The 24158-nt window shown below is 67.4% G+C and carries 19 protein-coding genes and 1 tRNA gene; 6 read left to right on the top strand and 14 right to left on the bottom strand.

Annotation, left to right across the window (positions count from 1 at the left end; genetic code table 11):
• The 6 genes from NKJ07_RS00330 to NKJ07_RS00305 form a co-directional block, all read right to left on the bottom strand.
• A complete protein-coding gene (locus NKJ07_RS00330; RefSeq protein ID WP_318568626.1) occupies positions 1-1047 on the bottom strand; it encodes a branched-chain amino acid ABC transporter permease in 1047 nt (348 codons plus the stop codon).
• Positions 1047-1928 carry a branched-chain amino acid ABC transporter permease gene (locus NKJ07_RS00325; protein WP_318568625.1) on the bottom strand — a complete coding sequence of 294 codons (882 nt, stop codon included), beginning with the start codon at positions 1926-1928 and terminating at the stop codon, positions 1047-1049. The genes NKJ07_RS00330 and NKJ07_RS00325 overlap by 1 nt, the downstream gene beginning before the upstream one ends.
• A gap of 13 nt (positions 1929-1941) precedes the next feature.
• The gene (locus tag NKJ07_RS00320) at positions 1942-3297 is read right to left on the bottom strand and encodes an ABC transporter substrate-binding protein (RefSeq protein WP_318568624.1); all 1356 of its coding nucleotides are present in this window, start codon (positions 3295-3297) and stop codon (positions 1942-1944) included.
• Positions 3298-3374: 77 nt separating this feature from the next.
• Entirely contained in the window at positions 3375-4124 is a 750-nt protein-coding gene (locus NKJ07_RS00315; protein ID WP_318568623.1) for an SDR family oxidoreductase, read from the bottom strand.
• Between the two features lie 49 nt (positions 4125-4173).
• Positions 4174-5634 carry an aldehyde dehydrogenase family protein gene (locus tag NKJ07_RS00310; RefSeq protein ID WP_318568622.1) on the bottom strand — a complete coding sequence of 487 codons (1461 nt, stop codon included), beginning with the start codon at positions 5632-5634 and terminating at the stop codon, positions 4174-4176.
• A 1119-nt stretch (positions 5635-6753) separates the two neighbouring features.
• Positions 6754-6828, bottom strand: a tRNA-Val gene (locus tag NKJ07_RS00305).
• 621 nt (positions 6829-7449) lie between these two features.
• Here NKJ07_RS00305 and trpD point away from each other — a divergent pair.
• From trpD to trpG, 4 genes are read left to right on the top strand one after another with little or no spacing between them, the layout of a single operon-like run.
• A complete protein-coding gene (gene trpD / locus NKJ07_RS00300) occupies positions 7450-8475 on the top strand; it encodes an anthranilate phosphoribosyltransferase (protein ID WP_318568621.1) in 1026 nt (341 codons plus the stop codon).
• Positions 8476-8480: 5 nt separating this feature from the next.
• Entirely contained in the window at positions 8481-9149 is a 669-nt protein-coding gene (locus NKJ07_RS00295) for a phosphoribosylanthranilate isomerase (protein ID WP_318568620.1), read from the top strand.
• Positions 9146-10786: an anthranilate synthase component I gene (gene trpE, locus NKJ07_RS00290; RefSeq protein ID WP_318568619.1), complete on the top strand. Its 1641-nt coding sequence runs from the start codon at positions 9146-9148 to the stop codon at positions 10784-10786. Before NKJ07_RS00295 ends, trpE begins: the two co-directional genes overlap by 4 nt.
• Positions 10783-11520, top strand: coding sequence for an anthranilate synthase component II (gene trpG / locus NKJ07_RS00285; RefSeq protein WP_318568618.1), 738 nt, complete (start codon positions 10783-10785; stop codon positions 11518-11520). Before trpE ends, trpG begins: the two co-directional genes overlap by 4 nt.
• Before the next feature lie 97 nt (positions 11521-11617).
• Here trpG and NKJ07_RS00280 read toward each other — a convergent pair whose 3' ends face one another.
• A complete protein-coding gene (locus NKJ07_RS00280) occupies positions 11618-11821 on the bottom strand; it encodes a DUF8029 family protein (RefSeq protein WP_318568617.1) in 204 nt (67 codons plus the stop codon).
• A gap of 53 nt (positions 11822-11874) precedes the next feature.
• Positions 11875-12348 (bottom strand): hypothetical protein, encoded by a 474-nt coding sequence (locus tag NKJ07_RS00275; protein ID WP_318568616.1) that lies wholly within the window; start codon positions 12346-12348, stop codon positions 11875-11877.
• 608 nt (positions 12349-12956) lie between these two features.
• Between NKJ07_RS00275 and NKJ07_RS24335 the strand changes: the two genes are divergently transcribed.
• Positions 12957-18599, top strand: coding sequence for an LAGLIDADG family homing endonuclease (locus tag NKJ07_RS24335; RefSeq protein WP_425504698.1), 5643 nt, complete (start codon positions 12957-12959; stop codon positions 18597-18599).
• 105 nt (positions 18600-18704) lie between these two features.
• On the opposite strand, the gene NKJ07_RS00255 is transcribed toward NKJ07_RS24335, so the two are convergent.
• Positions 18705-19478, bottom strand: a complete 774-nt coding sequence (locus tag NKJ07_RS00255; RefSeq protein ID WP_318568615.1) for a spondin domain-containing protein — start codon at positions 19476-19478, stop codon at positions 18705-18707.
• A gap of 356 nt (positions 19479-19834) precedes the next feature.
• On the opposite strand from NKJ07_RS00255, the gene NKJ07_RS00250 reads away from it, so the two are divergent.
• On the top strand, positions 19835-20824 hold the full coding sequence (locus NKJ07_RS00250; RefSeq protein ID WP_318568614.1) for a coiled-coil domain-containing protein: 990 nt from the start codon (positions 19835-19837) through the stop codon (positions 20822-20824).
• A gap of 103 nt (positions 20825-20927) precedes the next feature.
• Here NKJ07_RS00250 and NKJ07_RS00245 read toward each other — a convergent pair whose 3' ends face one another.
• The 5 genes from NKJ07_RS00245 to NKJ07_RS00225 form a co-directional block, all read right to left on the bottom strand.
• Positions 20928-21302 (bottom strand): hypothetical protein, encoded by a 375-nt coding sequence (locus tag NKJ07_RS00245; protein WP_318568613.1) that lies wholly within the window; start codon positions 21300-21302, stop codon positions 20928-20930.
• 88 nt (positions 21303-21390) lie between these two features.
• Positions 21391-21903, bottom strand: coding sequence for a hypothetical protein (locus NKJ07_RS00240; protein WP_318568612.1), 513 nt, complete (start codon positions 21901-21903; stop codon positions 21391-21393).
• A 43-nt stretch (positions 21904-21946) separates the two neighbouring features.
• The gene (locus tag NKJ07_RS00235; RefSeq protein ID WP_425504697.1) at positions 21947-22243 is read right to left on the bottom strand and encodes a DUF8036 family membrane protein; all 297 of its coding nucleotides are present in this window, start codon (positions 22241-22243) and stop codon (positions 21947-21949) included.
• Between the two features lie 2 nt (positions 22244-22245).
• Complete coding sequence (locus NKJ07_RS00230; RefSeq protein ID WP_318568611.1) at positions 22246-22521, bottom strand: ArsR/SmtB family transcription factor; 276 nt, start codon at positions 22519-22521, stop codon at positions 22246-22248.
• A gap of 30 nt (positions 22522-22551) precedes the next feature.
• A complete protein-coding gene (locus tag NKJ07_RS00225; protein WP_318568610.1) occupies positions 22552-24120 on the bottom strand; it encodes a molybdopterin-dependent oxidoreductase in 1569 nt (522 codons plus the stop codon).
• Positions 24121-24158 lie beyond the last annotated feature (38 nt).

The raw sequence follows: 24158 nt of genomic DNA, 5'->3' as shown, positions 1-24158 counted from the left end.
TCAGTCACCCTCCTCGCCCATCGAGGCGATCTCGTTGGGGTCGCCGAAGATCCCTTCGGGTCGATACCGGATGAGGAGCACGAACAGCAGCCCCACGATGATGAAGCGGACGCTCGGGACGAACGACGGGTGGTCGGGGAGCGGTTCGACCGCCGCCACGAGCCCCGCTTGCGCGGCCGAGGGGAGCACGGTGAGGAGCCAGTCGTAGACGGCCGTGATGAACCGCGTCGACTCCCGGAACGACACGAGGACGAACGCACCGGCGACGGCCCCGACCGAGGAGGCGGCACCGCCGAGGAGCATCGCCGCCCAGACGGTGAACGTGACGCCCGCGACGAACTGCGCGGTGACGACGCTCCCGATGTAGTGGGCGTAGAGCCCGCCCGCGAAGCCGGCGATCGCACCGCCGATGGCGAACGACTTCAGTTTCACCAGCGTGACGTCCTTCCCGAGGGTTCGGGCGGCCACCTCGCTCTCGCGGATCCCGCGCAGCAGGCGGCCGAACGGTGCCTGGACGAGGCGTTCGAGCAAAGCGTACACGGCGAGGAGACAGAAGACGGCGAACGCGAGATACGCGAGTTGCCAGACGTCGCCGCCGAGCGCCGCCCGGCCGGGCCGCGGAACACTGTTCATGCCGAACGTACCGTTCGTGAGCCACTCCTCGTTGACCAGCACGTCCTCGAAGATCCCGGCCAGCGCGAACGTGGCGATCGCGAGGTAGTGGGTGCCGAGCCTGACGCTCGTCAGACCGACGAGCAAGGCGAGCAGTCCGCCGACCGTCGCCGCCGCCAGCAGACTCACCGGGAACCCGAGCGGCATAGGCAGGTTCAGTCCGACGAGGTAGTTCGCGTTGACGGCGTCGCCCGGCGGCGGCATCGTCACGATCGCCGCGGTGTACGCGCCGACGGCGAAGAAGGCGACGTGACCGAAGTTCAACAGCCCGGTGTAGCCGTAGTGGAGGTTCAGCCCGAGCGTGAGCAGCCCCCAGATGCACGCGAGGGTGGCGACGGTCACGGCGAACGACGCCCAGCCGGTCAGAAGCGCCATCAGAACTCCCCCCCGCGGATCCCCTGCGGCCGGAGGAGCAACACCCCGACGAGCACGAGGAAGGCGTACGCCTGGTCGTAGCTCGCCGACAGATACGTCGACCCCAGACTGATGACGAGGCCGATGAGCAGCGCGCCGAGCATCGCGCCGTACGGCCGGCCGATGCCGCCGAGCAGCGTCGCGGCGAAGACGACGATCAGGTAGCCGAACCCGAACGTCGGACGGAAGGGCGCGAACAGCGCGCCGTAGAGGATGCCCGCGAGCCCGCCGGCGGCCGCGGAGATGAACCACGTCCGCCGGACGATCCGTTCGGTGTCGATGCCGGCGACCGTCGCGAGGGCGCGGTTCCCGCTGGTCGCGCGCATCATCTTGCCGAGCAGCGTCCGCTGGAGGAGGAGGTGAAAGCCGACCATCGTGACGACGGCGATGGCGACCACCGCCAGCTGGAGCGGCGTCGCCCCGACGCCGGCAACCGTGATGGGCCGGACCAGCGGGACCGGGAGCTGTCTGGCGTCGGCCCCGACCGCGGCGATCAGGACGTACCGGAGGACGAACGAGACACCGATCGAGGTGATCAGGAGCGGGAGCGCGCCACGGTCGGAGATCGGGGTGAAGAACAGTCGGGAAACGCCGACACCGAGCACCCCGACGCCGACGACCGCGACCACGGCCGCGAGGGGAAGCGGGAGCGACAGCCCCAGCCCGGCTCCGGAGACGAACAGCGCGAGGAAGGCACCGTAGCTCAGGAACTCGCCGTACGCGAAGTTGATGAAGCGCGTGACGCCGTACGACAGGGTCAGCCCGACCGCACCGACGGCGATCACGCTCCCCTCGACGAGACCGAACACCACGGCTTGTAGGAACTGTGAGAGTACCGACATCGTAGAGGGTGAGTTACTGCAGCGCTTCCGGGGGGAGTCTGGCGGCCTGGACCCACTGTCCCTCTTGGGCGGTGAGAACCGAGAACGGGGCGACGATGTCGCCCATGTCGTCGAACTCGATCGGACCGACGAGCCCCTGGTAGTTCACGTCGGCCCCGTCGTCGATCGCCGACGCGCCTTCGGTGTAGCCGGTCACTTCCTGCTCGGGCGCGTTCGCGACGGGCCGGATGTTCGCTGCGACGTTCGCACCGGTGACGTCTTCGCCGTCGGCCGCGAGTTGTTTCATCGCCAGCCCAACGACGTTCATCGCGTCGAACGTGTTCTGGGCGAACTGCTTCGGTCCCTCGCCCGTGTACTCCGTGACGCGCTCGGAGAAGGCTTCGAGCCGGCCGGCCGCCGTCGCCTCCTGGTACGCCGCCGCCTGGATGCCGAGCATCCCGTTCGTGACGCGGTTGTCGCTCTCTTCGAGGAATGCCTCGGTCGTCTGGTCCTGGGTGGCGAACCAGTTCCCCTCGTAGCCGGCCTGGAACGCCGCCTCCATGATCTTGATGCTGTCCTCTTTCGACCCGATCAGGATCGTCAGCGACGGGTCCGACGAGAGCATCGACTGCACCTCGGAGTTGTACGACGCCTTCCCCGTGCGGAAGTCGATGACGTCGGCGACGCTGCCGCCGAACTCCTCGAACGACGAGCGGACCGGCTGTTTGAACGACTGGAACACCTCCTCGTTGCCGACCATCATCGTGACCGTGTCGTAGCTCTGGGTCCCGTTGTACTGCTCATCGCGGGCGGCCTGGGCGATGGCTCGGCCGCCGAGCGAGTCCGAAGCGACCGTCCGGAAGACGTACTCGCCGCCGCGCTCGTCGAGCGACGTCGTCCCGGCGGTCGGGGTGACGACCGGCACCTCGTTGTCGCCGAACTGGTCGAAGACGGCCGACATCGTGATGCTCGTCGGACCGACGATGCTCGTGACGCCCTCGACTTCGATGAGTCGCTGGGCCGCCGACAGCGACGCGTCGGGCGACCCCTCGGTGTCGCCCTGCACTAACTCGACCTGTCGGCCGCCGATACCGCCGGCCTCGTTGATCTCGTCGCGGATCATCTCCGCGACGGGCATCACGTTCGCCCCGACCCAGTTGTAGTCGCCCGAGAAGGGGAGCAACACGCCGATTTTTACCGTCTCGCCCCCGCTGGTCGCCGTGTCGGCCGCGGTGTCAGCAGCCGTCGCGGTGCCGTCGTCCCCGTCGCCCCCGTCGCCCCCGTCGCCTTCCTGTTCGGTGCCGCCGCCGCCGGTCCCACCACTACACCCTGCTGTCGCCGCCACGACTCCCACACTGCCGGCCCGGAGGAGGAACCTTCGTCTATCCATGTCTTTCACTCGCTAACTGGTGGTATAAAAAATCATGCTATTTCGGCGGCGCGCGGCGGCCGCACGGCCCCGCCCCCTCAGATGTCCCGGCCGCCGTCGACTTCGAGTGCCGTCCCCGTGATCATCGACGCCTCGTCCGACGCGAGGAACACCGCGGCGTGAGCGACGTCGACGGGGTCGGCGAGTCGACCGAGCGGGATCGTCGCCGCGATGTCGTCGAGGGTGAGGTTCTCGCCGGCGAACTGGGGGAGCATGTCGGTGTCGGTCGCGACCGGGCAGACGGCGTTGACCCGGATGCCGTCGTCGGCGAGTTCGTGTGCCAACTGCTTCGTGAGCGTGATCAGCCCGCCCTTCGACGCGCAGTACGCCGACAGCCCCGTCCGCGGCCGGATCCCGGCCGTCGAGGCGGTGTTCAGGATCACGCCGCTGCCCTGCTCGCGCATGACGGGAACGGCGTGTTTCGCGCCGAGGAACGCGCTCTTGAGGTTGACCGCCTGGATCCGATCCCACGTCTGCTCGGCGACGTCCTCGACGGGGGTCGACTCCTGCGGGATCCCGGCGTTGTTGTGGAGGACGTCGAGCCGGCCGAACGCGTCGACGGTGCGGTCGACCATCGCCCGCACGTCGGCCGCCGAGGAGACGTCCGCCTCGAGCGCGAGCGCGTCGCCGCCCGCGGCCTCGATCCGCTCGACCGTCTCCTCGGCCGCGGCCTCGTCGAGGTCGACGACGGCGACCTGCGCCCCCTGCTCGGCGAACAGTTCCGCCGTCGCTCGTCCCATGCCGGACCCTGCGCCGGTGACGACCGTCACCGTCCCTTCGAAGGTCATACTCTCCAACCGGTACGTCCTGTAAAAAGTGCAGCGTCCTCCGGACGAGTTACGCCCCGGGGAGGTCGCCGCCCGCCCCGCCGAGGTCGATCGCGACGTTCTTCGTCTGGAGGTACGAGTCGAGCGCTTCGAGCCCCTTCTCGCGGCCGATTCCGGACTGTTTGTACCCGCCGAACGGCGTCTGGTGCGTGTCGCCGAACCACTTGTTCACGTAGACGTTCCCGGCTTCGAGCCGCTGGGCCGCGCGGAGGGCACGGCGCACGTCGTTCGTGAAGACGCCGGCGACCAGGCCGTACGCGACGTCGTTGGCGATCTCGATCGGGTCGTCGGCGTCGGCGTACGGGATCACGGCGAGGACCGGGCCGAAGATCTCCTCCTGTGCGATCGTCATCCCGCGATCGACGTCGTCGAACACGGTCGGTTCGAAGAACCAGCCCTCGCGGTCGGGCGACCGCCCGCCCGTCACCAGCGTCGCCCCCTCGCGCTCGCCGGTCGCGACGTAGTCGCGGACCCGTTCGAGGTGTTCGGCGCTGTTCAACGGCCCCACGTCGGGGTCGTCGGTCCCGGGCCCGAGCGTGAGCGCCTCGGCCCGGGCGGCGATCTCGTCGACGAACCGGTCGTGGATGCGTTCGTGCACCACGACCCGGTCGACGGCCGAACACACCTGTCCCGCGTTGGTGAAGATGCCCGTCTCGACCCAGTCGGCCACGTCGGTCACGTCCGCATCCGGGTAGACGACGGCCGGGTTCTTGCCGCCGAGTTCCAGCGTCACCGGCGTGACCGACGTCGCGGCCGCCTCCATCACCCGCTGGCCGGTCGCGACGCTGCCGGTGAAGGTGATGGTGTCGACGCCCTCGTGACGCGTCAGCGCGGCACCCGTCTCACCGGCCCCCGAGACGACGTTGATCGCCGCGTCCGGCACGCCCGCCTCCAGACAGAGCTCCGCCAGCCGGTACGCCGACAGCGGCGTCGTCGGCGCGGGCTTGACCACGACCGCGTTCCCGGCGACGAGCGCCGGGGCGACCCCCCTGGCGAGGATGTTACCGGGGAAGTTCCACGGGATGATCTGTGCGGACACGCCGTACGGCTCGCGGAGCGTGAAGTCGACCTGGTCGGTGCCGACCGGGACCGACTTCCCCTCCAGTTTGTCGGCCGCACCGGCGTAGTACTCGAAGTACCGCGCCGCGCTCGACATGTCCGACCGCGCCTGCGAGAGCGGCTTGCCCTGGTCTCGACTCTCGAGGGCCGCGAGGTCGTCGATCGCCTCGCGGATGCGGTCGGCGACCCGGTGGACCACCCGACCGCGTTCGGCCGGGTCGACGTCGCGCCACGCCGACGCCGCCTCGCGCGCGGCGGCGACCGCCCGGTCGACGTCGGATGCGTCGGCGACGGCCACGTCCGCGAGCGGTTCCTCGGTCGCGGGGTCGACCGTCGTGAGGTACTCGCCCGACGACGGGGTGACCCGTTCGCCGCCGATCAACAGATCGTGCCGTCCCTCGGTTGCTGTCATCCTCATGGACTCCCTACGCGGATGGGTCACTTGGCCGCTTCGGCGACGAACGGCGCGTCGGCTCGAGGCTGGTAACTCGTGGTCGGGATCGGGGTGCACCACGGTGACCGAGCCCGTCCGGACCTGATGGGGGCTTCGAGAGGACGGACACTGGCTCGCAGTCGTGTCGCTCAGGTACTCGCAGGTCTCTGGATCCTGGCCGTGCGGGCAGCCCGTGTGGAGACAGGGAGCCGTCGCGAGGTACATTCACGCCCGGACGGTGTTCCGCCCCGGCCGTCCGACCTCGCTGGTGAGCAGCGGCGAGCGGCCGTGGTCGTCGTACTTCTCGTGACGATCGTGTTGGAGGTGGACGTCGATGACATCCACACCTCGTGCGGAAGGCCGACGGCGCGTTCAGCGTCGACACCGTTCTTCAGTGAGGTCTCGGACAGGGCTACTGAGAATCACTCTGTTTCATAAACACAGTGAATATATAAATATATTATTATGTTTCGGATGTTGTACTCCGTATCATGACCAGAACAGATGTTCCCAGAGATCGTCATGACAATGAGCCTCCGTCTGCCGATGAAGACGTGGCTAAACTCCGCCTCAAGCTGAACCACCTCTCGCTTGTAGAACTAGAGGATCGTGGACTTGTCGACCGGAACAGAAAAAAAATGTCGTGTGCAAGGGCCCCAAATTTGATGATAAAAAATTTAGATAACTGGCACCGTACGTAGTCCGACTTTGCGGTGTTTCTCGGACAGAGGGTTCTGGATTCTTTTGCAGGTGAACCACACCGGTTCGTGACAGTCTTTTATTCCAGCGGCGCGGTGCCGTGGGATTCCTCCGCGTTCACGCGGAGGAGGATGTCAATGTCATTCCTCTTGACGTTGAACCCGTCCTGACGGTGAACGGGACCGCCGCACTCACAGCGGAGTGTCACGGCGAACACCTCCGGTCATCGAGCGCCGGACAGGGCTGATCCTCGTCGAAAACGTCCCCGCCGCGGAAGTCACAAATCGGGGGGTTCCAGCGCGACTGCGTGGCTCACTGTACCCACCCTGGCTATGCAGGTAAAGTGACAGGTCATGAAATAAAGGTCCGACTATGCGAGGTGAAAACGAAATAAGGGGATGGGTTGGGGCAGATTTGAACTGCCGGCCTCCTCCATGTCAAGGAGGTGTCATAACCAGACTAGACCACCAACCCGTTTGGATGCGTACAGCGCTTCGTTCGAGCGCATTACCTCGTATCCCGGGGACGTAATTAAGGGTTCCGAAATCCGGAGTCGGCACGCGATTCCGGTAAGTCACGCTCTCTCACTCACGACCGCTCGCGGCCCGGAAGCCGCGACCCCCACGCCCCGCACACGACCCCGGTTTCCCGTCCGATCGGTCGTCGAGACCGTCGTCCGCACGCGCACCTGACGGCGTCGAAAACAGCGACGACATATATCCCCCCGGGTCTCTCCCCTCACGCCCCCATACGAGTGTCGGACGCATCCGCCGGTGTGGTCGGACGCGACGCGGAACGGCACCCCAGAGAGGCCTCGGTACCCCCCAGTACCCAGGCCGGGATGACCGTCGGATGTCCGTCCCTCTCTCGATTCCCCCACAGTCGGAGACCGGTCGCCACCGGGTGCAACGCCCTGACCGGTCGACCGGTCCTCTGGGGGGTATTCAGAGAGAGGGCCGCGAGGGTCAAGAGTACTCTACCAAAGTGTATTGGTATTGGACTCGGGGCCACGCGCTCGAAGCCCGGACCCGACAGTCTTAAGCAGATGTACTGATTTGTCCATCACAACCCGAATCAATACATCGGTGACTACCAATGCAGGACTACATCAGACGCGTGACCGACGGTGAGGACCTCGGAGTCGAAGCGGCACGGGAGGCTGCCACCCTGGTCTTCGAGGGGGCGACCGAGGCACAGATCGGCGCACTCCTGGCCGCGCTCAGAGCGAAAGGCGAGACCGAGGCGGAGATCGCGGGGTTCGCACAGGGGATGCGCGACGCGGCACGCACGATCGACCCCGCGCGCCGCCCGCTCGTCGACACCTGCGGCACCGGTGGCGACGACTACGACACGATCAACGTCTCGACGACAAGCGCCATCGTCACCGCGGGCGCGGGCGCGGCCATCGCCAAACACGGCAACTACTCCGTCTCGTCGTCGTCGGGGAGCGCGGACGTCCTCGAGGTCGCGGGCGTCGAGGTCGACGCCGACCCCGCGTCGGTCGAGACCGCGATCGAGCGCGACGGGATCGGCTTCATGCTCGCCCCCGTCTTCCACCCCGCGATGAAGGCCGTCATCGGCCCCCGGAAGGAACTCGGGATGCGGACGCTGTTCAACGTGCTCGGGCCGCTCACCAACCCCGCCGGGGCCGAAGCGCAGGTGCTCGGCGTCTACGACCCCGACCTCGTTCCGATCGTCGCCCGCGCGCTCGCCCACATGCCGGTCGAGCACGCGCTCGTCGTCCACGGGTCGGGGATGGACGAGATCTGCCTCCACGACGAGACGACCGTCGCCGAGGTCCACGGTCGGGAGATCGAGGAGTACACGCTCACTCCCGAAGGGATCGGGCTCGACGCCGCCCCGGTCGAGGCGGTCTCCGGGGGAAGCCCCGAGGAGAACGCCGCTGACCTCCGCGGGATCGTCACGGGTGAGGTGGAGGGTGCCAAACGGGACATCATCCTCGCGAACGCGGGCGCTGCGGTGTACGTCGCGGGGCTCGCGGACTCCATCGAAGCCGGCGTCGACGAGGCCCGCGCGGCCATCGACGAGGGTGCCGCGGCCGAGAAGTTAGCCGACCTCCAGGCGTCGACCGACGAGGCCGACCCCTGGACGGAGGCGTAGCCTCGATGACGCGCGTGAAGATCTGCGGCCTGACGAACCGAGAGGACCTCGCGCTGGCCGTCGACGCCGGGGCCGACGCGCTCGGCTTCATCGCCGACGTCCCGGTCGACACCCCCCGCGAGGTCGACGCCACAACGGCCGCCGATCTCGTCGCGGCGGCCCCGCCGTTCGTGACGACGACGCTCGTCCTCATGCCCGAGTCGCCGACCCACGCGGTCGGGCTCGCCCGGACGGTCCAGCCGGACGTCCTCCAGCTACACGCCGACTTCGACCCCGAGGAGTTCCAGTTCGTCCGCGCCGAGTCGTCGGTGAAGCTCGTGGTCGTGGTCGACGCGGCCGACCGCGAGCGGGCGCGGGAGGTCGACGACGTCGCCGACGCGGTGCTGGTCGACTCGACGACCGACGAGGGCGCAGGTGGCACCGGCGAGACGCACGACTGGGCGGCCACGCGGGAGCTCGCGGCCGCCATCGACTCCCCGGTGGTGCTCGCCGGAGGGCTCACCCCGGAGAACGTCGCCGGCGCGGTCGAGACCGCAGCGCCCTACGGCGTCGACGTCGCCAGCGGCGTCGAGTCGTCTGGCGGGGTCAAGGACGCAGACGCCGTCCGTGCGTTCGTCCGCGCGGTCCGGCGGGCCGAACTCGGCGCGCTCGACGAGGACGAGGTGATGGCGTGACCGGCGTCTCGTTCGACCGGTCGGCCGACGAGTTCCGTGAGCTCCTCGACCGGGACGACCCGGCGGTCGTCCGCTTGGAGGCGTCGCTCGACATCGACGTCGAGCCGCTGTCGGCGTACGCCGCGCTCTCGTCGGAGAGCGACTACGGCTTCCTCCTCGAATCGGCGGAGAAGACGCCGTCGTCGGACCCCGACGGTGCGTTCGACCCCGACGGCGCCGGCGACCGACACGCCCGGTACTCGTTCGTCGGCTACGACCCCGACGCGGTCGTCTCCGTCTGGCCGGAGTCGACCGACGTCGAGGACCTCGGCGGTTCGGCCGCGGCGTACGTCGAACCGAACGGTGGCGACACCCTCGACTCGCTCCGGGCGGCGCTCCCCGACCTCCCACGCGTGGGCTTTCCGCCCCGGGAGCGCCAGCAACTCGACGGCGGCCTGGTCGGGTTTCTGGCGTACGACGCCGTCTACGACCTCTGGCTCGAAGAAGTAGGAATCGAGCGTCCCGACCCGATCGTCCCCGACGCCCAGTTCGTCCTCACGACTCGGACGCTCGTCTTCGATCACGCCGCCGACGCCGTCTCGCTCGTGTTCACGCCCGTCGTCGAACCCGACGACGACCCGCTCGACGCGTACGAGACGCTCGTCACCGAGGCCGAGACGGTCGCCGCGACGCTCGGGTCGGCGACCGAACCCGAGACCGGCGGGTTCCGCCGTCGAGCCGAACACACCGCCCCCCGCGAGGCGTACGAGGACGCGGTCCGTCGCGCGAAGGAACACGTCCTCGACGGCGACATCTACCAGGGCGTCATCTCGCGCACGCGCGAACTCCGGGGCGACGTCGACACGCTCGGCTTCTACCGCGCGCTCCGCGCGGTGAACCCCTCGCCGTACATGTACCTCCTGCGACACGGCGACCGATCGATCGTCGGGGCCTCCCCCGAGACGCTCGTCTCCGTGCAGGGGTCACACGTCGTGTCGAACCCGATCGCCGGGACCTGCCCCCGCGGCTCGTCGCCGGTGGAGGACCGCCGGCTCGCTGGCGAGATGCTCGCCGACGGGAAAGAGCGGTCCGAGCACACGATGCTCGTCGACCTGGCGCGCAACGACGTCCGGCGCGTCTCCGAGCCGGGGAGCGTCCGCGTCGAGGAGTTCATGAACGTCCTGAAGTACTCGCACGTCCAGCACATCGAATCGACGGTGACGGGGACGCTCGCCGAGGACAACGACGCGTTCGACGCGACGCGCGCGGCGTTCCCCGCGGGGACGCTCACCGGCGCGCCGAAGGTCCGTGCGATGGAGATCATCGACGACCTCGAACGCGAGCCTCGCGGGGTGTACGGCGGCGGCGTGGGCTACTACTCGTGGGGGGGCGACGCCGACTTCGCCATCGTCATCCGGACGGCGACCGTCGAACAGGGGATGTGCGACGACGGTGACGAGGGCGCGGGCGCGGAAGACGTCGTGACGGTCCAGGCCGGCGCGGGGATCGTCGCCGACTCGGTGCCCGAACGCGAGTACGAGGAGACCGAACAGAAGATGGGCGGCGTCCTCGCGGCGCTGGAGGCGATCGAGGTCGACGCGGGGGACCGAGACGACGCTAACGACGCCGGTCCCGCAGAGCAGGAGGTGTCCCGATGAGCACGACGCCCGAAGGCGACGCGCTCGACGGAGCCACCGACCGAGAGCGCCTCGACCGCCTCCGCGACGCGGGCGCGCACGTCGAAGCTGGATCGGGACGGACGCTCGTCGTCGTCGACAACTTCGACTCGTTCACCTACAACCTCGTCGAGTACTTCTCCGAACAGGAGCCCGCCCCCGAGATCGTCGTGTTCAAGAACACGGCGTCACTCTCCGATGTCGCGCTCGCCGACCCGGACGCCATCGTCATCAGCCCCGGGCCGGGCCACCCGAAGAACGACCGCGACGTCGGCGTAACGAACGCCGTGCTCCGCGAACTCTCGCCCACGACGCCGACACTCGGGGTGTGTCTCGGCCTCGAAGCCGCGGTGTACGCCTACGGCGGGAGCGTCGGTCACGCCCCCGAACCGATCCACGGCAAGGCCTTCCCGGTGGACCACGACGGGACCGGCGTCTTTTCAGGCTTGGACCAGGGCTTCCGAGCCGGTCGCTACCACTCGCTCATCGCGACCGAGGTGCCCGACTGCTTCGTCGTGTCGGCGACGACCGACCACGCGGGTCACGAGCTCGTCATGGGCGTGCGCCACCGCGAGTACCCCATCGAGTGCGTGCAGTTCCACCCCGAGTCCGTGTTGACGGCGGTCGGCCACGACGTGGTGCGGAACTTCCTCGACCAGGTCGGGATCGGGAGCGAGGCGCCCGACGCGACCGCTGGAACCGACGGCGGTCGCTGATCGGTTACTGGGTGTCACCGAATCGCCGCCGGTTCGGTCCCGTCGGCGCGACGCCAGAGCGAGAGTGAACAGCCTCGGGCCCGGTGGCCCGAGGCTGTTAGAGCAGTCCGGGCAGGAACATCGACGCCAGCAGGACCAGTCCGATGATCACCGCGGCGATCGTCACGAGCCGCCATGCCACTTTGAGGACGACCCGGCCGACGACGATGACGAGCCCGATGGCGACGACGAGTCCGAGCAACTGGACGAGCGGGTTTTCGGGACCGAGACCGGACTGGAGCACGGTCGCGACGACGTTCATACGCCCATCAGCCGCAGGGACGGCATAAGCTTGGGGGCGTGTCGTCTCGGGTCTCAGACGACGGTCGATCCGACCGCGACGATCGGGACGAGTACGAGGAGGTACGCCGCGGCCGACACCGCCCAGTCGCGCCGGATCGCCCCGAGACGTTGGGCGGCCACCTGCGAACGGGGGAGGACGATCACGACGAAGAAGCCCACCATCAGGACGTAGAGGACGACGCCGGCGAGGGCGGTCGACAGCAGCGACGAGCCGCCGAGGACCCCCTCGCTCGCGAGGAGGAACCAGACGAACAGGGGACCGGTGAGCCCGCCCGCCATGTAATGAACGACGCTGGCGAGCCGTGGCGGTGCGGTGTCGGGCGGCGTCTCGGTGAGGACGCCCGAGGCGACGAACGGCGGCGTCTCGCCCTCCGGGAGGCGGCCCATCACGACGTCCATCACGAGCGTGGCGACGACGGCGGCGACGGCGCCGAGGACGAACCGAAGCGGGACCGAAAGCGTCGTCACGAGCGGAACGGGATCCATACGCGAGACCAAGGACTGTCCTGGCATGTGCGTGACGGTCGGCGGTCGGTCGGCGGCGATTGGCGATCAGTGGTCGCCGGTGATCGGCGGTCGATACACCGCTGGACCGACGTCGGCCGCGACCGGCGGTCCAGCGGCCTGGACGACCCCGGATCGACGACGAGCAACTGCCACCGACGAAAATGTGTACTCTTTCAGGTAATTCTGGTGTAATACGACGGTGACGAGCCGCGTGGGCGTCCATGGAATCGCCGAGTAAGGGGTGAATACTCCGAGTTCGCGAGCGGTTCGAACCCCCCATTCGTTCCACTGGACACGCGGGCCGTGTCTGTCGAATTCGTCGACAGCGGGACCACTTTCACTCCGGTTTAGCATCCGTTAAGTCGGTCGCGCACCCACGGGAGTAGTGTACCGGTAGTGCGAGCGGGACACGATCGCATTCGAACAACCAAAAACTCGATAGGAACGGGACCCACGGGCCACGAGTCCCGAGAGTTAACCCAAGAGTTAACCGCAGCAGTCGCCCACACAAACATCGTCACGAATGAGCGGAATCCAGTCACCACAACAGATCCGGCAGGGGGATGCCGGGCAGGAGGGACAGTGAGATGAGCAACGCGGACATCGGCGCGGACGAACTCGTCCGACCGATCAAACGAACCGACGGCGAGACGCTCGAAGAGCGGCTGACGGCCAACGCGTACAACAACATCCTCCCCGCGCGCTACCTCCGGAAGGACGCCGATGGGAACGTCACGGAGAGCCAGGAGGAACTGTTCGCGCGCGTCGCGAAGAACATCGCACTCGCCGAGGCGGTGTACGAGGCCGACCAGCGGGGACTCACCGTCGAGGTCGGCCCGGACCAGTTGAAGCCGGGCCACCCGCGACGCGACGAACTCGCCGCGGAGGTGTTCGGCGTGGGGACGACCGCCGACGACGACGTCACCACCACGCTGTCGGCGCACAACGTCAACAAGTTCGCCTACGACACCGTCGTCCCCGAACTCCCCGAGGAGATCAGGGAGACCGTGGTCGACTACCGCGAGGCGTTCCAGGAGCAGATGGAGTCGCTGTCGTTCATGCCGAACTCGCCGACGCTGATGAACGCGGGCGACGAGCTTCAACAGTTGAGCGCGTGTTTCGTCGACTCGCCGGACGACGACATCACCGACATCCACCAGACTGCGAAGGAAGCCGCGGAGGTCTTTCAGTGTCTTACCGACACCGCGCGCGTCGCTGTCGAAGGGAAGGGTGTCGTCTCGATTGCCGAGGTCGAGCCTGGCGATACGATCGTCCAGCGTGACGGAGGCGAGTATCGAACGCGGAACGTCGACGAGATCCACGCGTACGACGACGCCCCCACGAAGCGGGTCGTCACCGAGGGTGGGATCTCCGTTCGGGGCACGCCGAATCACCGCCTGCTGGTGAACGGCGAGTGGACCGAAATCGATGACATCGAATCGGGAGACACTCTTTCGATCAGGCTTGGCTGGCTTCCGGACAACGGGCAGGCCGTCCAGCTCACCTCGACCGCACGTGGCGGCCAGTGGGCCCAAACCCGTGTCGTATCGAACAAGGCGATCGCCGAGCTTCACGCAGAGAATCGTTCGGACTACGAGATCGCGGAACTGCTCGACTGTTCGCCATCGACGGTCCAGCGACGACGAGCCAACGAACTCGATCTCCCACCGAACGGAACTGGCGGCCGCAAACCCGGTGTCGAATTCGACGAGAACACGTTTGCGAGCCTCCACGAGGAGGGACACACGGACTCGGAGATCGCCTCGGCGGTCGGCGTCCACACCGCGACGATTCAGCAGTACCGCGCTGCACAGGGGCTGGAGTCGAACGGTGAACCCGTGAAGACGGTCTCGCAACCGTCGACGCTCACCGCAGACCTCGCCGAACTCGTCGGAATCTGGGTCGGTGATGGATCCGTCCATCAGGATGGGATTCGATTCCACATCAACCGCGATGACGTCCTCAATCACCTCGATACGCTCTCGCGGGACCTCTTCGACACCGGAATCGACTACACCTGGTCCGAGGGATGTTACGAAGCGGTCATTCACAGCCATGAGATCAAACGCTGGTGGCTCTCGAACTTCGGAGACGCGAAGCCCTCGTCGGCCGAGGCACGCGTTCCGGACCCGATCTGGCGCGCCGGCCACGACCAGATCCACGCGTTCCTCCGCGGTCTCTTCTCGACCGACGGAACGCTGACGAAGGGCCGATATCCGCGTCTCTACAGTTCGTCCGAGCGCCTCATCGACGAGACGCTCCAGCTCATGCTCGGCGTCGGGATGCCGGTGACGAAGTGGGAGTGGGAGAACGAGGAGCGTGACTACTTCACCGTCGCTCCGACCGACGCGGTCGGTCTGGAGCGGTTCGCCGACTGCATTGGGTATGTTGATACGCGCGCGGAGGAGATGTCCGCGTCGATCGCCGAATCCCCACCCGGTCCAACGCAGTGTGGAACGGTGAGTGGAGACTCGGTCTGGGAACAGCAGGTAGAAACTGTTGAACAGTGCGAGCCGGAGACGGTCTACGACGTCACTGTCGCGGACAACCACGAATACGTCGCGAACTCCGTCGTTTCGCACAATAGCGGCGGCGGCATGGGCTACGCCTTCTGGCGGCTCCGGCCGTACGGCGACGCCGTCGGCTCTACCGGTGGCATCGCATCTGGTCCAATTACTTTCATGCGCACGTACGATCAGATGTGTGAGACGATCGCACAGGGTGGGGCCCGCCGCGGTGCCCAGATGGGCGTCATGCGCGTCTCTCACCCCGACGTCATCCAGTTCATCCACGCGAAGAACAAGGACGTCTCGCTCGCGCACTCGCTCAGACTGAACGATCCCGACGACTTCACGCACACCTCGTTCGCCGACGCGCTCGAAGAAGCGCGCGAGCTGATCGACGAGGAGGGTCGCGTCCCGAAGCACCTCCGCAACGCCGTCGAGGGCCACCTCTCGAACTTCAACATCTCGGTGGGGGTGACGGACGACTTCATGACGGCGCTGGAGAACGACGAGGAGTTCGTCTTCACCAACCCCCGCACCGAGGAGCCACACGTCGCGACGCCCGAGACCAAGGAACTGTACGAGATGTTCGGTCTCGGCGACCACGTCGAGGTCGGCGAGGTGCTCTCCATTCCCGCCGCAGACCTCTGGGAACACATGGTCGACGGCGCCTACGAGAACGGCGAACCGGGCGTCATCTACCTCGAACGAGTGAACAAACAGCACTCGTTCGACGTCGAGAAACATCCGGACCACCGCATCCTCGCGACCAACCCGTGTGTGACGGGCGACACGCTCGTCAGCACCCAAAGCGGGCTGGCACGAGCCGACGAGCTGTACGAACAGGGCGTCGCGCGGGACGTCGTCGTCGACGGCCGGCTGAGCCAGGACCTGGTCAAAGAAGCAAGTAGCGTCTACAAGACCGGCGAGAAGGACGTCTACAAGCTCACAACCGAGGAAGGGTACGAACTCCGCCTCACGGCCGATCATCAGGTGATGACCAACGATGGCTGGGTCGAGGCGCAGGACCTTTCGGCGGGCGACACCGTCCACATCCAGAACCGGAAGGGTGCGTTCGGACGGCATGGAAGCGCCGAGGAGGGCCGTGTCCTTGGATGGGTCGTCGGCGACGGTCATCTCAAACACGGCGAAGAACGAGCAGTCCTGAACTTCTATGACGACGATTCGACCCTCTCGGAGTCGTTTGCCGACGATGTGAACGCGGTCGTTCGGGAGCCGGTCGGCAACGCAAACTACGATGTCGGCGTGAGCACCATCGACCGCGGCAACGACTACCGTGGTTCCCAGGCGGTCGAACAGCGAATCCGTTCGGCCAGACTGTACGAGTACGCCGACAGTGCCGGGCTCGTGAAGCAGAAACATCAGGTGCCGGACGCCGTCATGCAGGGGAGCGAAGAGATGGCCCGTGGCTTCCTCCGAGCGCTGTTCTCCGCGGACGGGAGTGTCCAGGGGAACGTCGAAAAAGGCGTCTCTGTCCGACTCTCCAGCAACCACACCGACCTTCTGCGGCAGGTCCAGCAACTCCTGCTCAACTTCGGTATCGCGAGCAAACTGCACGAGAACCGCCGGAAGGCAGGTGAAAAAGAACTTCCCGACGGACGCGGCGGAACGAGGGCGTACGAGACCGCTGCACAGCACGAACTCATCATCGGAAAGGACAATCTCGTCCGATTCGACGAGGAGGTCGGCTTCCTCCACGAGCGGAAAAACGCCGCACTCGCGGAGCGTCTCGACGCATACGACCGTGGACCGTACGCCGAGCGGTTCGAAGCGACAGTCGAATCGGTCGAGGCAGACGGTCACGAACCGGTGTACGACCTGACCGAACCCGACACGCACTCGTTCGTCGCGAACGGTCTCGTCGTCCACAACTGCGGCGAACAGCCGCTCGAGGAGTACGAGGCGTGCAACCTCGGTCACATCAACCTCTCGACCGTCGCCGACCTCGACGCGCCGGACTGGCGCGTCTGGTCCGACGAACACGCCGACGAGTACGACTCGCTCGACGAAGCAGTCGACGCCTTCCTCCAGGAAGCCATCGACATGGAAGAGTTCGACACGCGCATCGACCTCGGGACGCGCTTTTTGGAGAACGTCGTCACGATGTCGGACTTCCCCGTCGAGAAGATCGAAAAGAAGGTCCGCGAGATGCGGAAGATCGGGCTCGGCGTCATGGGCTTGGCCCAGCTGTACCTCCAGCTCGGTGTCCGCTACGGCTCCGAGGAGGGGAACGAGGTCGCCCGCCAGTTGATGAAACACATCAACCACGAGTCGAAGTGGGCGTCGCACGAACTCGCACAGGAGCGCGGTAACTTCGCCGACTGGGACGACTCGAAGTACGCCGACCCGCTCGAATACCGCGAGTGGTTCGAGCACCACACCGGTCTCTCGGCCGAGGAGTGGGCCGACGGCTTCCCCGTCCGCAACCACAACACGACGACCATCGCTCCGACGGGAACCACCTCGATGATCGGCAACACCTCGGGTGGCTGTGAGCCGATCTTCTCCGTCGCGTACTTCAAGAACGTCTCCGACGACGTCCAGGGCGACGAGATGCTCGTCGAGTTCGACGACTACTTCCTGCGTGTCCTGGAGGCGAACGACATCGACGTCGAAGCCGTCAAGTCCGAGGCCGTCGAGCAGATGCAGAACAACGAGTTCGACGGCGTCGAGGGGCTTTCGGCCGTCCCGAAGGCCATCGGCGAACTGTTCGTCGTCACCGCCGACCTGAGTGGAAAAGAACACGCTGCGGTCCAGTGTGCCTGCCAGGAGGGCGTCGACTCGGCCATCTCGAAGACCTGTAACTTCCCGAACTCCGCGAGCCGGGAGGACATGGACGAGGTCTACCGGTACATCTACGACAACGGCGGGAAGGGTGTAACGGTGTACCGCGACGGAACGCGCTCGAAGCAGGTGCTGACGACGCGCGCGAAGAACGCCGAGTTCGCCGACGACGAGGAGGCCGCCGAGACCATCGTCGGGCAGATCGAGGAGGTGTTCGGCGGTATCGAGGGCTTCCTCGACAGCGAGGAGGTCCGCGCCCAACTCGAAGCCGACGTCGAAGCGCTGCTCGGCGGCGGGCAGAAACTCGGCAAGAAGCGGCCGCGGCCGGCCGTCCTCCACGGCGTCACCCAGCGCATCGACACGGGCTACGGAAAGCTGTACGTCAACATCAACGAGGACGCCCAGGGGAACCCGTTCGAGCTGTTCGCCAACATCGGTAACTCGGGCGGGTTCACCGCCTCGTTCACCGAGGCGCTCGCCAAGACCATCTCCACGGCACTGCGCTCGGGCGTCGATCCCGAGGAGATCGCGAGCGAGCTCCAGGGGATCCGCTCTCCGAAGGTGGCCTGGGACAAGGGCGAGCAGATCAACTCCATCCCCGACGCCATCGGCACGGCGATGCGGCGCTACCTCGACGGCGAGATCGACAAGCAGTACCCGCAGCAGAAGAACCTCTCCGAACTCGAGGCCGAGGCGCGCGAGCGTGAGGCCGGTGCGGGTGAGACCGACGGCGGTGCGGCGGTCGCCCAGCAGAGTGGCGACGCCCCGACGCTCGACGCCGACGAGGGAGCGAGAGCGGACGCCACGCAGGACTTACTCGACGCGGGCGAGAGCCCCGAGTGCCCCGAGTGCGGCAACATGACGCTGTACTTCTCTGAAGGCTGCAAGACCTGCGAGTCCTGCGGCTGGTCGGAGTGCTGAGCGTCGATCGAACTGGCGCGTAACGCGCGCCACATCGCGGTTTTGGCTCTTTTTTCTCTCGGTGCGTCGAGAACGGTGGTCAGCAGAGCCGGTTGGGAGCGCAGCTCAGCTGATCCGTTCGACCTGGACCGACGCGGCCGGTTCGTCCCAGTCGAACTCCGTCGGGAGGTCGCCGGTGCCGGTGATCCCCGGATGGGGCGTGATGACGCCGTCCTCCGCGAGTTCGGGGTTGCTCTCGGCCGTCCCGTCGACGTCCGGGCTGACCTCGCCGGTGAGTTCTTGGGCCTCAGGGACGAGGTCGGCGAACTCCTCCGTGTTCTGTTCGGTGCCGGCGTCGTACCCCTGGGCGTAGTAAGTCACCGACATGTTGACCCGGGTGGGGAGCGGGACGGTGTCGAGGCCGACGAAGCCGTCGTTGGTCGCGATGAGCATCGAGACGAACGAGAGTGCCGTCGCGCTGGCGTCCGCGGCGAGTTGGAGTTCGACGAAGTACGGGAAGCCAGTGCCGCCGGGGTCGCTCGACGGGACGAGCGGCGTGTCGCCGACGGCCGCGCCGCGGATCGCGTTCGTGTTCTCGACCAGGTCGACGAGCGGAGCGAGGTTGCCGTTCTCGGCGAGCTCCTGCACCGGGGTGTTCGCCGCGTCGCCGACAGCGAACACCTCGACGCTGTCCTGGTGGGCCGCGACCGCCGGCGGCGTGAAGGGCTGAGACGGTGTGAGGTTCGCGACGGTGACGCGGTAGCTCCGGGCGGCGTTCGCCTGGCTGCCGCCCCCCTGCTGAGCGAGGGCCGTGCCGCCGAGGGCGAGACCGCCGACGGCGGTCCCGGTGGCTGCGAGGAAGCGTCTCCGTGAGGTCGGGAGTTGTGAGTCGTCTGTCATTGTCGTCCGGTCGATCCTGGCGAGCGTGAATCATATTCGTTTTTCAAGATGTGGGTCGACTCTGTGCCAACTCCGACCCAAATTATCTTCATTTGATACGATCTTCAGCGACCAGCGACCATCACGAATCGGTGTATTCTCGCCCATATCGCGGATATACACCGATAACCACGACTGACTGTTCGTTCAACTATATTATTATTGATATAACTCGGATCGGTGGCTGTCCGGCGACGGGTCGCTGGCGCGACGGTCGAGGACGGCCCTGTTCGGGCTCCCGCCGCAGTCGCGCGGGCGGGCACCGAGGAGCACTGGTTTCGGATACACTGATACTCTTTCAGCAGTGATACTGTGTTATGCACCGCAGACGGGTCCTCGCACTCCTCACGGCTGCCGTCGCTGGCTGTAGCGGGCAAGACGCCGCAACGGAGACACAGACCGCGACGCCGACGGCGGCCGACACACAGACCGCGACCGACACACAGACCGCGACCGACACACAGACCGACACACCGACAGAGACGGGGACGGCCACCCCCGGTGCGCCCGAACGGGCGGGGAACGAGGCGATCGCGGAGGTGGAAAAGACGCTGAACTCCGTCGTCGCGACGTACGGCGGGGCCGACAGCGACAGCCTCCTGGGGGCCGACGCCTCGACGACCGACTTCCGCGGCGGGCGGATCGCAGGCTCCCTCACGGAGGCGGAGACGGAGCTGGAGACCGCACGGGAGCGCGCGGTCACCCGGGAGCAGCAACGGACCGTCGAGCGACTGGCGGTCACGATCCGCTTTCTCGAACTCGCCCTCCAGATACAGACCGCGCTCGGAAACGCCTTTTTCGAGCTGGAACGGGCGCGAAACGGGATCGACCAAGAGGACGGCGAGGACGCCCGAGACAACCTCTCGCGGATGGAGAGCGAGCGTCAACTGGCGATGCCGCTGTTCGAGAGCCTCCGTGCCGAGACAGACGCGGCGGCCGTCAGCGTCATCAGCAACATCGACACGGCCGACTACGAGGCGAAGATCGCACAGTTCGACGCGGAGATCGCTGCCCTGGGCGGGCTTCGATCCCGGGTGGAGCGGCTGAGCAGGGCGGTCAGCCGCCTGGCCGCGGCGCGAGCACAGGACCAGAACAACTCCGAGAGCGCGGTCGAGACGGCCCAGCGTGCCGCGAGCGAGCTCGACGACGCCGAGGCGTCGCTACAGACGTTCCTCGACGACCTCTCCGAACCCGCCGACTCGCTGACGGAGATCACCGAAGAGCTCATCGCCATCACCGCGAGGAAGGCGACGGCGGCCCGAGAAATCGCGGGCGAGACGGCGACGCCGACCGAGACGGCGAACTGAACGGCGGCGGGCGAGCCGACGGCGGCGAGCGAGGCCGACCCGGTGAACGGGCGAGAACGGGGTCCGAGAGCGTCCGCGGGGCGGGACGACTCGTTAGGAGTCGTCACGAGTCGAGACCGCCGTCGCGGTCGGCCGCGGGAGCGGCGGTCGCACGGCGTTTCACCGCGTAGTACGCGAGCGCGGCGAGGCCGACGAACGCGGTCGTCAGCCCCTCGACGGGTGCGCCGGCGACGAGCGTCTCGGCGATCCCCCCGAGACCGATCGCCACGAGGACGAGCCCGACGGCGAGCACCCAGTCGCGGCCGTCGCGCTCGGACGCGGCGTACTGTCCGGTCTCGACGAGCGCCATCGTCTTGCGGTGGTCGAGGTACGCGAGCGCGCCGACGAGGCCGACGGTGGCGAGGACGACGAGGGCGATGAAGCCGAAGACGGCGAGATCGGCAAACGGGGGGAAGGGTGGCGAACTACATGGTCTCATTCCGTACGTCGGTTCGGGAAATAAACACCGTCTGAGGGCTGTCATCGCGGTGCGGGAGAGAGACCGAGGCGGAGCCGTACCGATCAGTTCAGTACTGGACGACCGCGTTTGCGATGCCGGCCGTCTGCCCGACGTTGACGAGCGTGAGGCCGGCGATGGTCGCCGGCCCGCCGAGCGAGACGAGCGGGCTCCCGAAGTAGACGGCCCAGCCGAGGACGCTGAGGGCGGCCGCCGCGCGGTAGACGCCCGGCGCTTCGGCGACGTTCCGCGCCGTGTAGACGAACGCGGCCGCCGGGACGAGCATCCACGCCGCGAGCATGATCGCGACGAGGTCCGTGGCGGTGGGAGCGACCGCGAGCGCGACCGTCCCAGCGGCGGTGAAGCCGAAGCCGACCAAGAGGACGAGTTTCCACGCGTAGAGGACGCCCGAGCGCATCTCCGACCACGACGCCGCAGTGAAGACGACGAAGACGACGTTCATCACCACGTGCGCCGCCAAGAGCGTGCGCGGGGAGACATAACCGAGATGCGCGGCGGTGACGAACGACCATGCCAGCGGCACGAGCACGATGGGCCCGTTCTTGCGGAGGCGACGGAACACGTCGGCCGTTGTGACGGCGCACAAAAGAGCGTATCTCTCCCCATCAGCGCATCGTGACGTAGGTCAGGAAGCCGATCGCGACCAACTGGAGCCCGCGGAGGACGAGCACGGCCTGCTGGACGTGCGGGTCGCCCGAGTAGAGGCTCTGCATCGTGAAGAAGAAGTACAGCGCGAGGGCGTTCTCGACGAGCATGACGCCGCTGAACGCGACGAGCCCGAGGACGAGCGGCGTCCGGAAGGTGCGGTAGTTGCGGAGCCACACGCCCGACAGCGCGGTGAGGAAGATGATGTTCACACCCGCGAGAACGCTCGCAGCCTGGATCGTGAGTTGCATCGTCATAGCTACTCCATGTGCTCCGTGATGTGCTCGAAGGTCTCGCGGTTGTGCTCGAACTGGTCCGTGAGGAAGTAGAGCTTGCCGTACTCGTTGCCGCCGCCCTCCACGATGCCGTGGTCTTCGAGCATGTCGAGGTGATGGCGGACGGTCTTGTAGCTCACGTCGAGTTCCTCCGCGAGTTTGTTCGCGTTGCGCGGACGCTCCGATAGCGCACGGATGAGCCGGACGCGGTTCTCACCGCCACGTGTCGCCGTGAGCAGATACCAGAGCGCCTTCTCCATCTGAGCGTTCCTGGGATTCGCACGGTCGTGTTATAATCTCCGTGGGTCGACCTGCTGGGAGACCCAGCCGGTCGCCCCGCGCGGGAACGCGCGCTGTTCGGTCTCCGTCTGGACGGTGCCCGATCCGTCGACCGCACGGACGACCACCTCGTGTGGCTCCGTCGCGGCGTACTCGTGAGACCACATGCGCCAGGCGTCGGTGGCGGTCTCGCGCAGGGAGTCGCCCGTCGCGGCGTCGACGGCTCCGGGGAGGGGTTCCGAGAGCGTCGCCTCGGCCCAGGAGTTGCCGCCGTCGGTCGACACCGCGACGCGGTCGATGCCGCGGGTGCCCGCGTAGGCGTGACCGCCCACCCGGACGCCGGTGTCGGTCGCGGAGACCGAGTGGAGCTTCGCCACGGTGTTGACCGGACCGGTCCCGTGCCAGCCGCGCTCCTCCCAGTAGCCGTCGACCTCCTCCTCCAGCACTTCGATCTCGGTGAGCCACTTGACGTTGATCTCCCCCCAGTGCCCGGGGATGAGCGCCCGGACCGGGTGGCCGTGACCGCGCGGGAGCGACCGGCCGTTCATCCGATAAGCCAGGAAGCCGTTTCTGAGTGCGGCCATCGGGAACTCCTCGTAGTAGTCGTCGGCCGCCCGGAGCATCACACAGCACTCGTCGGGGAGGTCCGGGAGCAGTTCCGCGATCGGGACGCCCGTCCACAGGGCGGTGTCGATCTTCTTCCCGTTGAGCGCGTCGCCGACGCACTGGAGCGTGACGAAGCGGTGTTCGGCGGGCCGGCTCGTGAGTTCGTCGTAGCCGAACGCGCGCTCCTCGTCGACCGCGCCGGTCACGCGGAGCGACCAGTCGTCGGACGAGAGATCGGGGTCGACGCTGTTGATGTCGACCTGGTAGAACTCCCGGGAGACGAGCGGGTCGAGGTCGGGGAGGTCGAGCGTCCGGTCGGACGCGGCTCCGAGGAGGCCGTCAACGACCGCGTCACCCGTCAACCCGGCCATCGAGCCGCTCTCCGCCCCGCTCGTGTCGCCGGTTGCGCCGGTTCGCGCGCGGGAGCCGACGAACGCGCCACCGCCGGCGACGGCGACCGTCGCGGCGACGACGCGGAGGAAGCCGCGGCGCTCCGGCGTCGTCCCGTCGTCGGTGCCCACAAGCGCCGACCAGTCGGCGGCGAGGAGGACGAGTCCCGCGCCGAGCCCCGCGCCGAGCGCCGAGAGAGGCGCGGACGTGAGCGCGAGGGTGGCGGCGAGGACGGCGACACCGCCCGCGATGACCACCGGGAGCCGGTCGCCGCCGGCCGCCCGGCCGAGACGGGAGGCCATCCCACCGACGACGGCGAGGCCCCCAACGGTCAGCGCGAGCGCGAGAACGAACCCGAGCGACTGACCCAGACTCCCGAGCGTCAGGATCGCCCAGGTGACGACCGCGTCCGGCGTACGCGCGGTCACCCAGGTCGCGACCGGGGCGGCGACGAACCCCGGAGTCGGACCGACCGCCGCGTACGATCCGGCGACCGCGCCGACGCCGACGGCGAACGCGACCGTGGCGTCGATCGCCCGTCGCCGCCACGACCGCGGTGTCGACTGCCCCGAAGATGAGCTCATACTGGAGAAGGGAGCCCGGACGGGCATATTCGTTGGCC

The organism is Salinigranum marinum, assembly GCF_024228675.1.
Classification (GTDB): Archaea; Halobacteriota; Halobacteria; order Halobacteriales; family Haloferacaceae; genus Salinigranum; species Salinigranum marinum.
The sequence above is the reverse complement of the archived record's forward strand: the minus strand, read 5'-3'. Positions and strand labels throughout refer to the sequence as shown.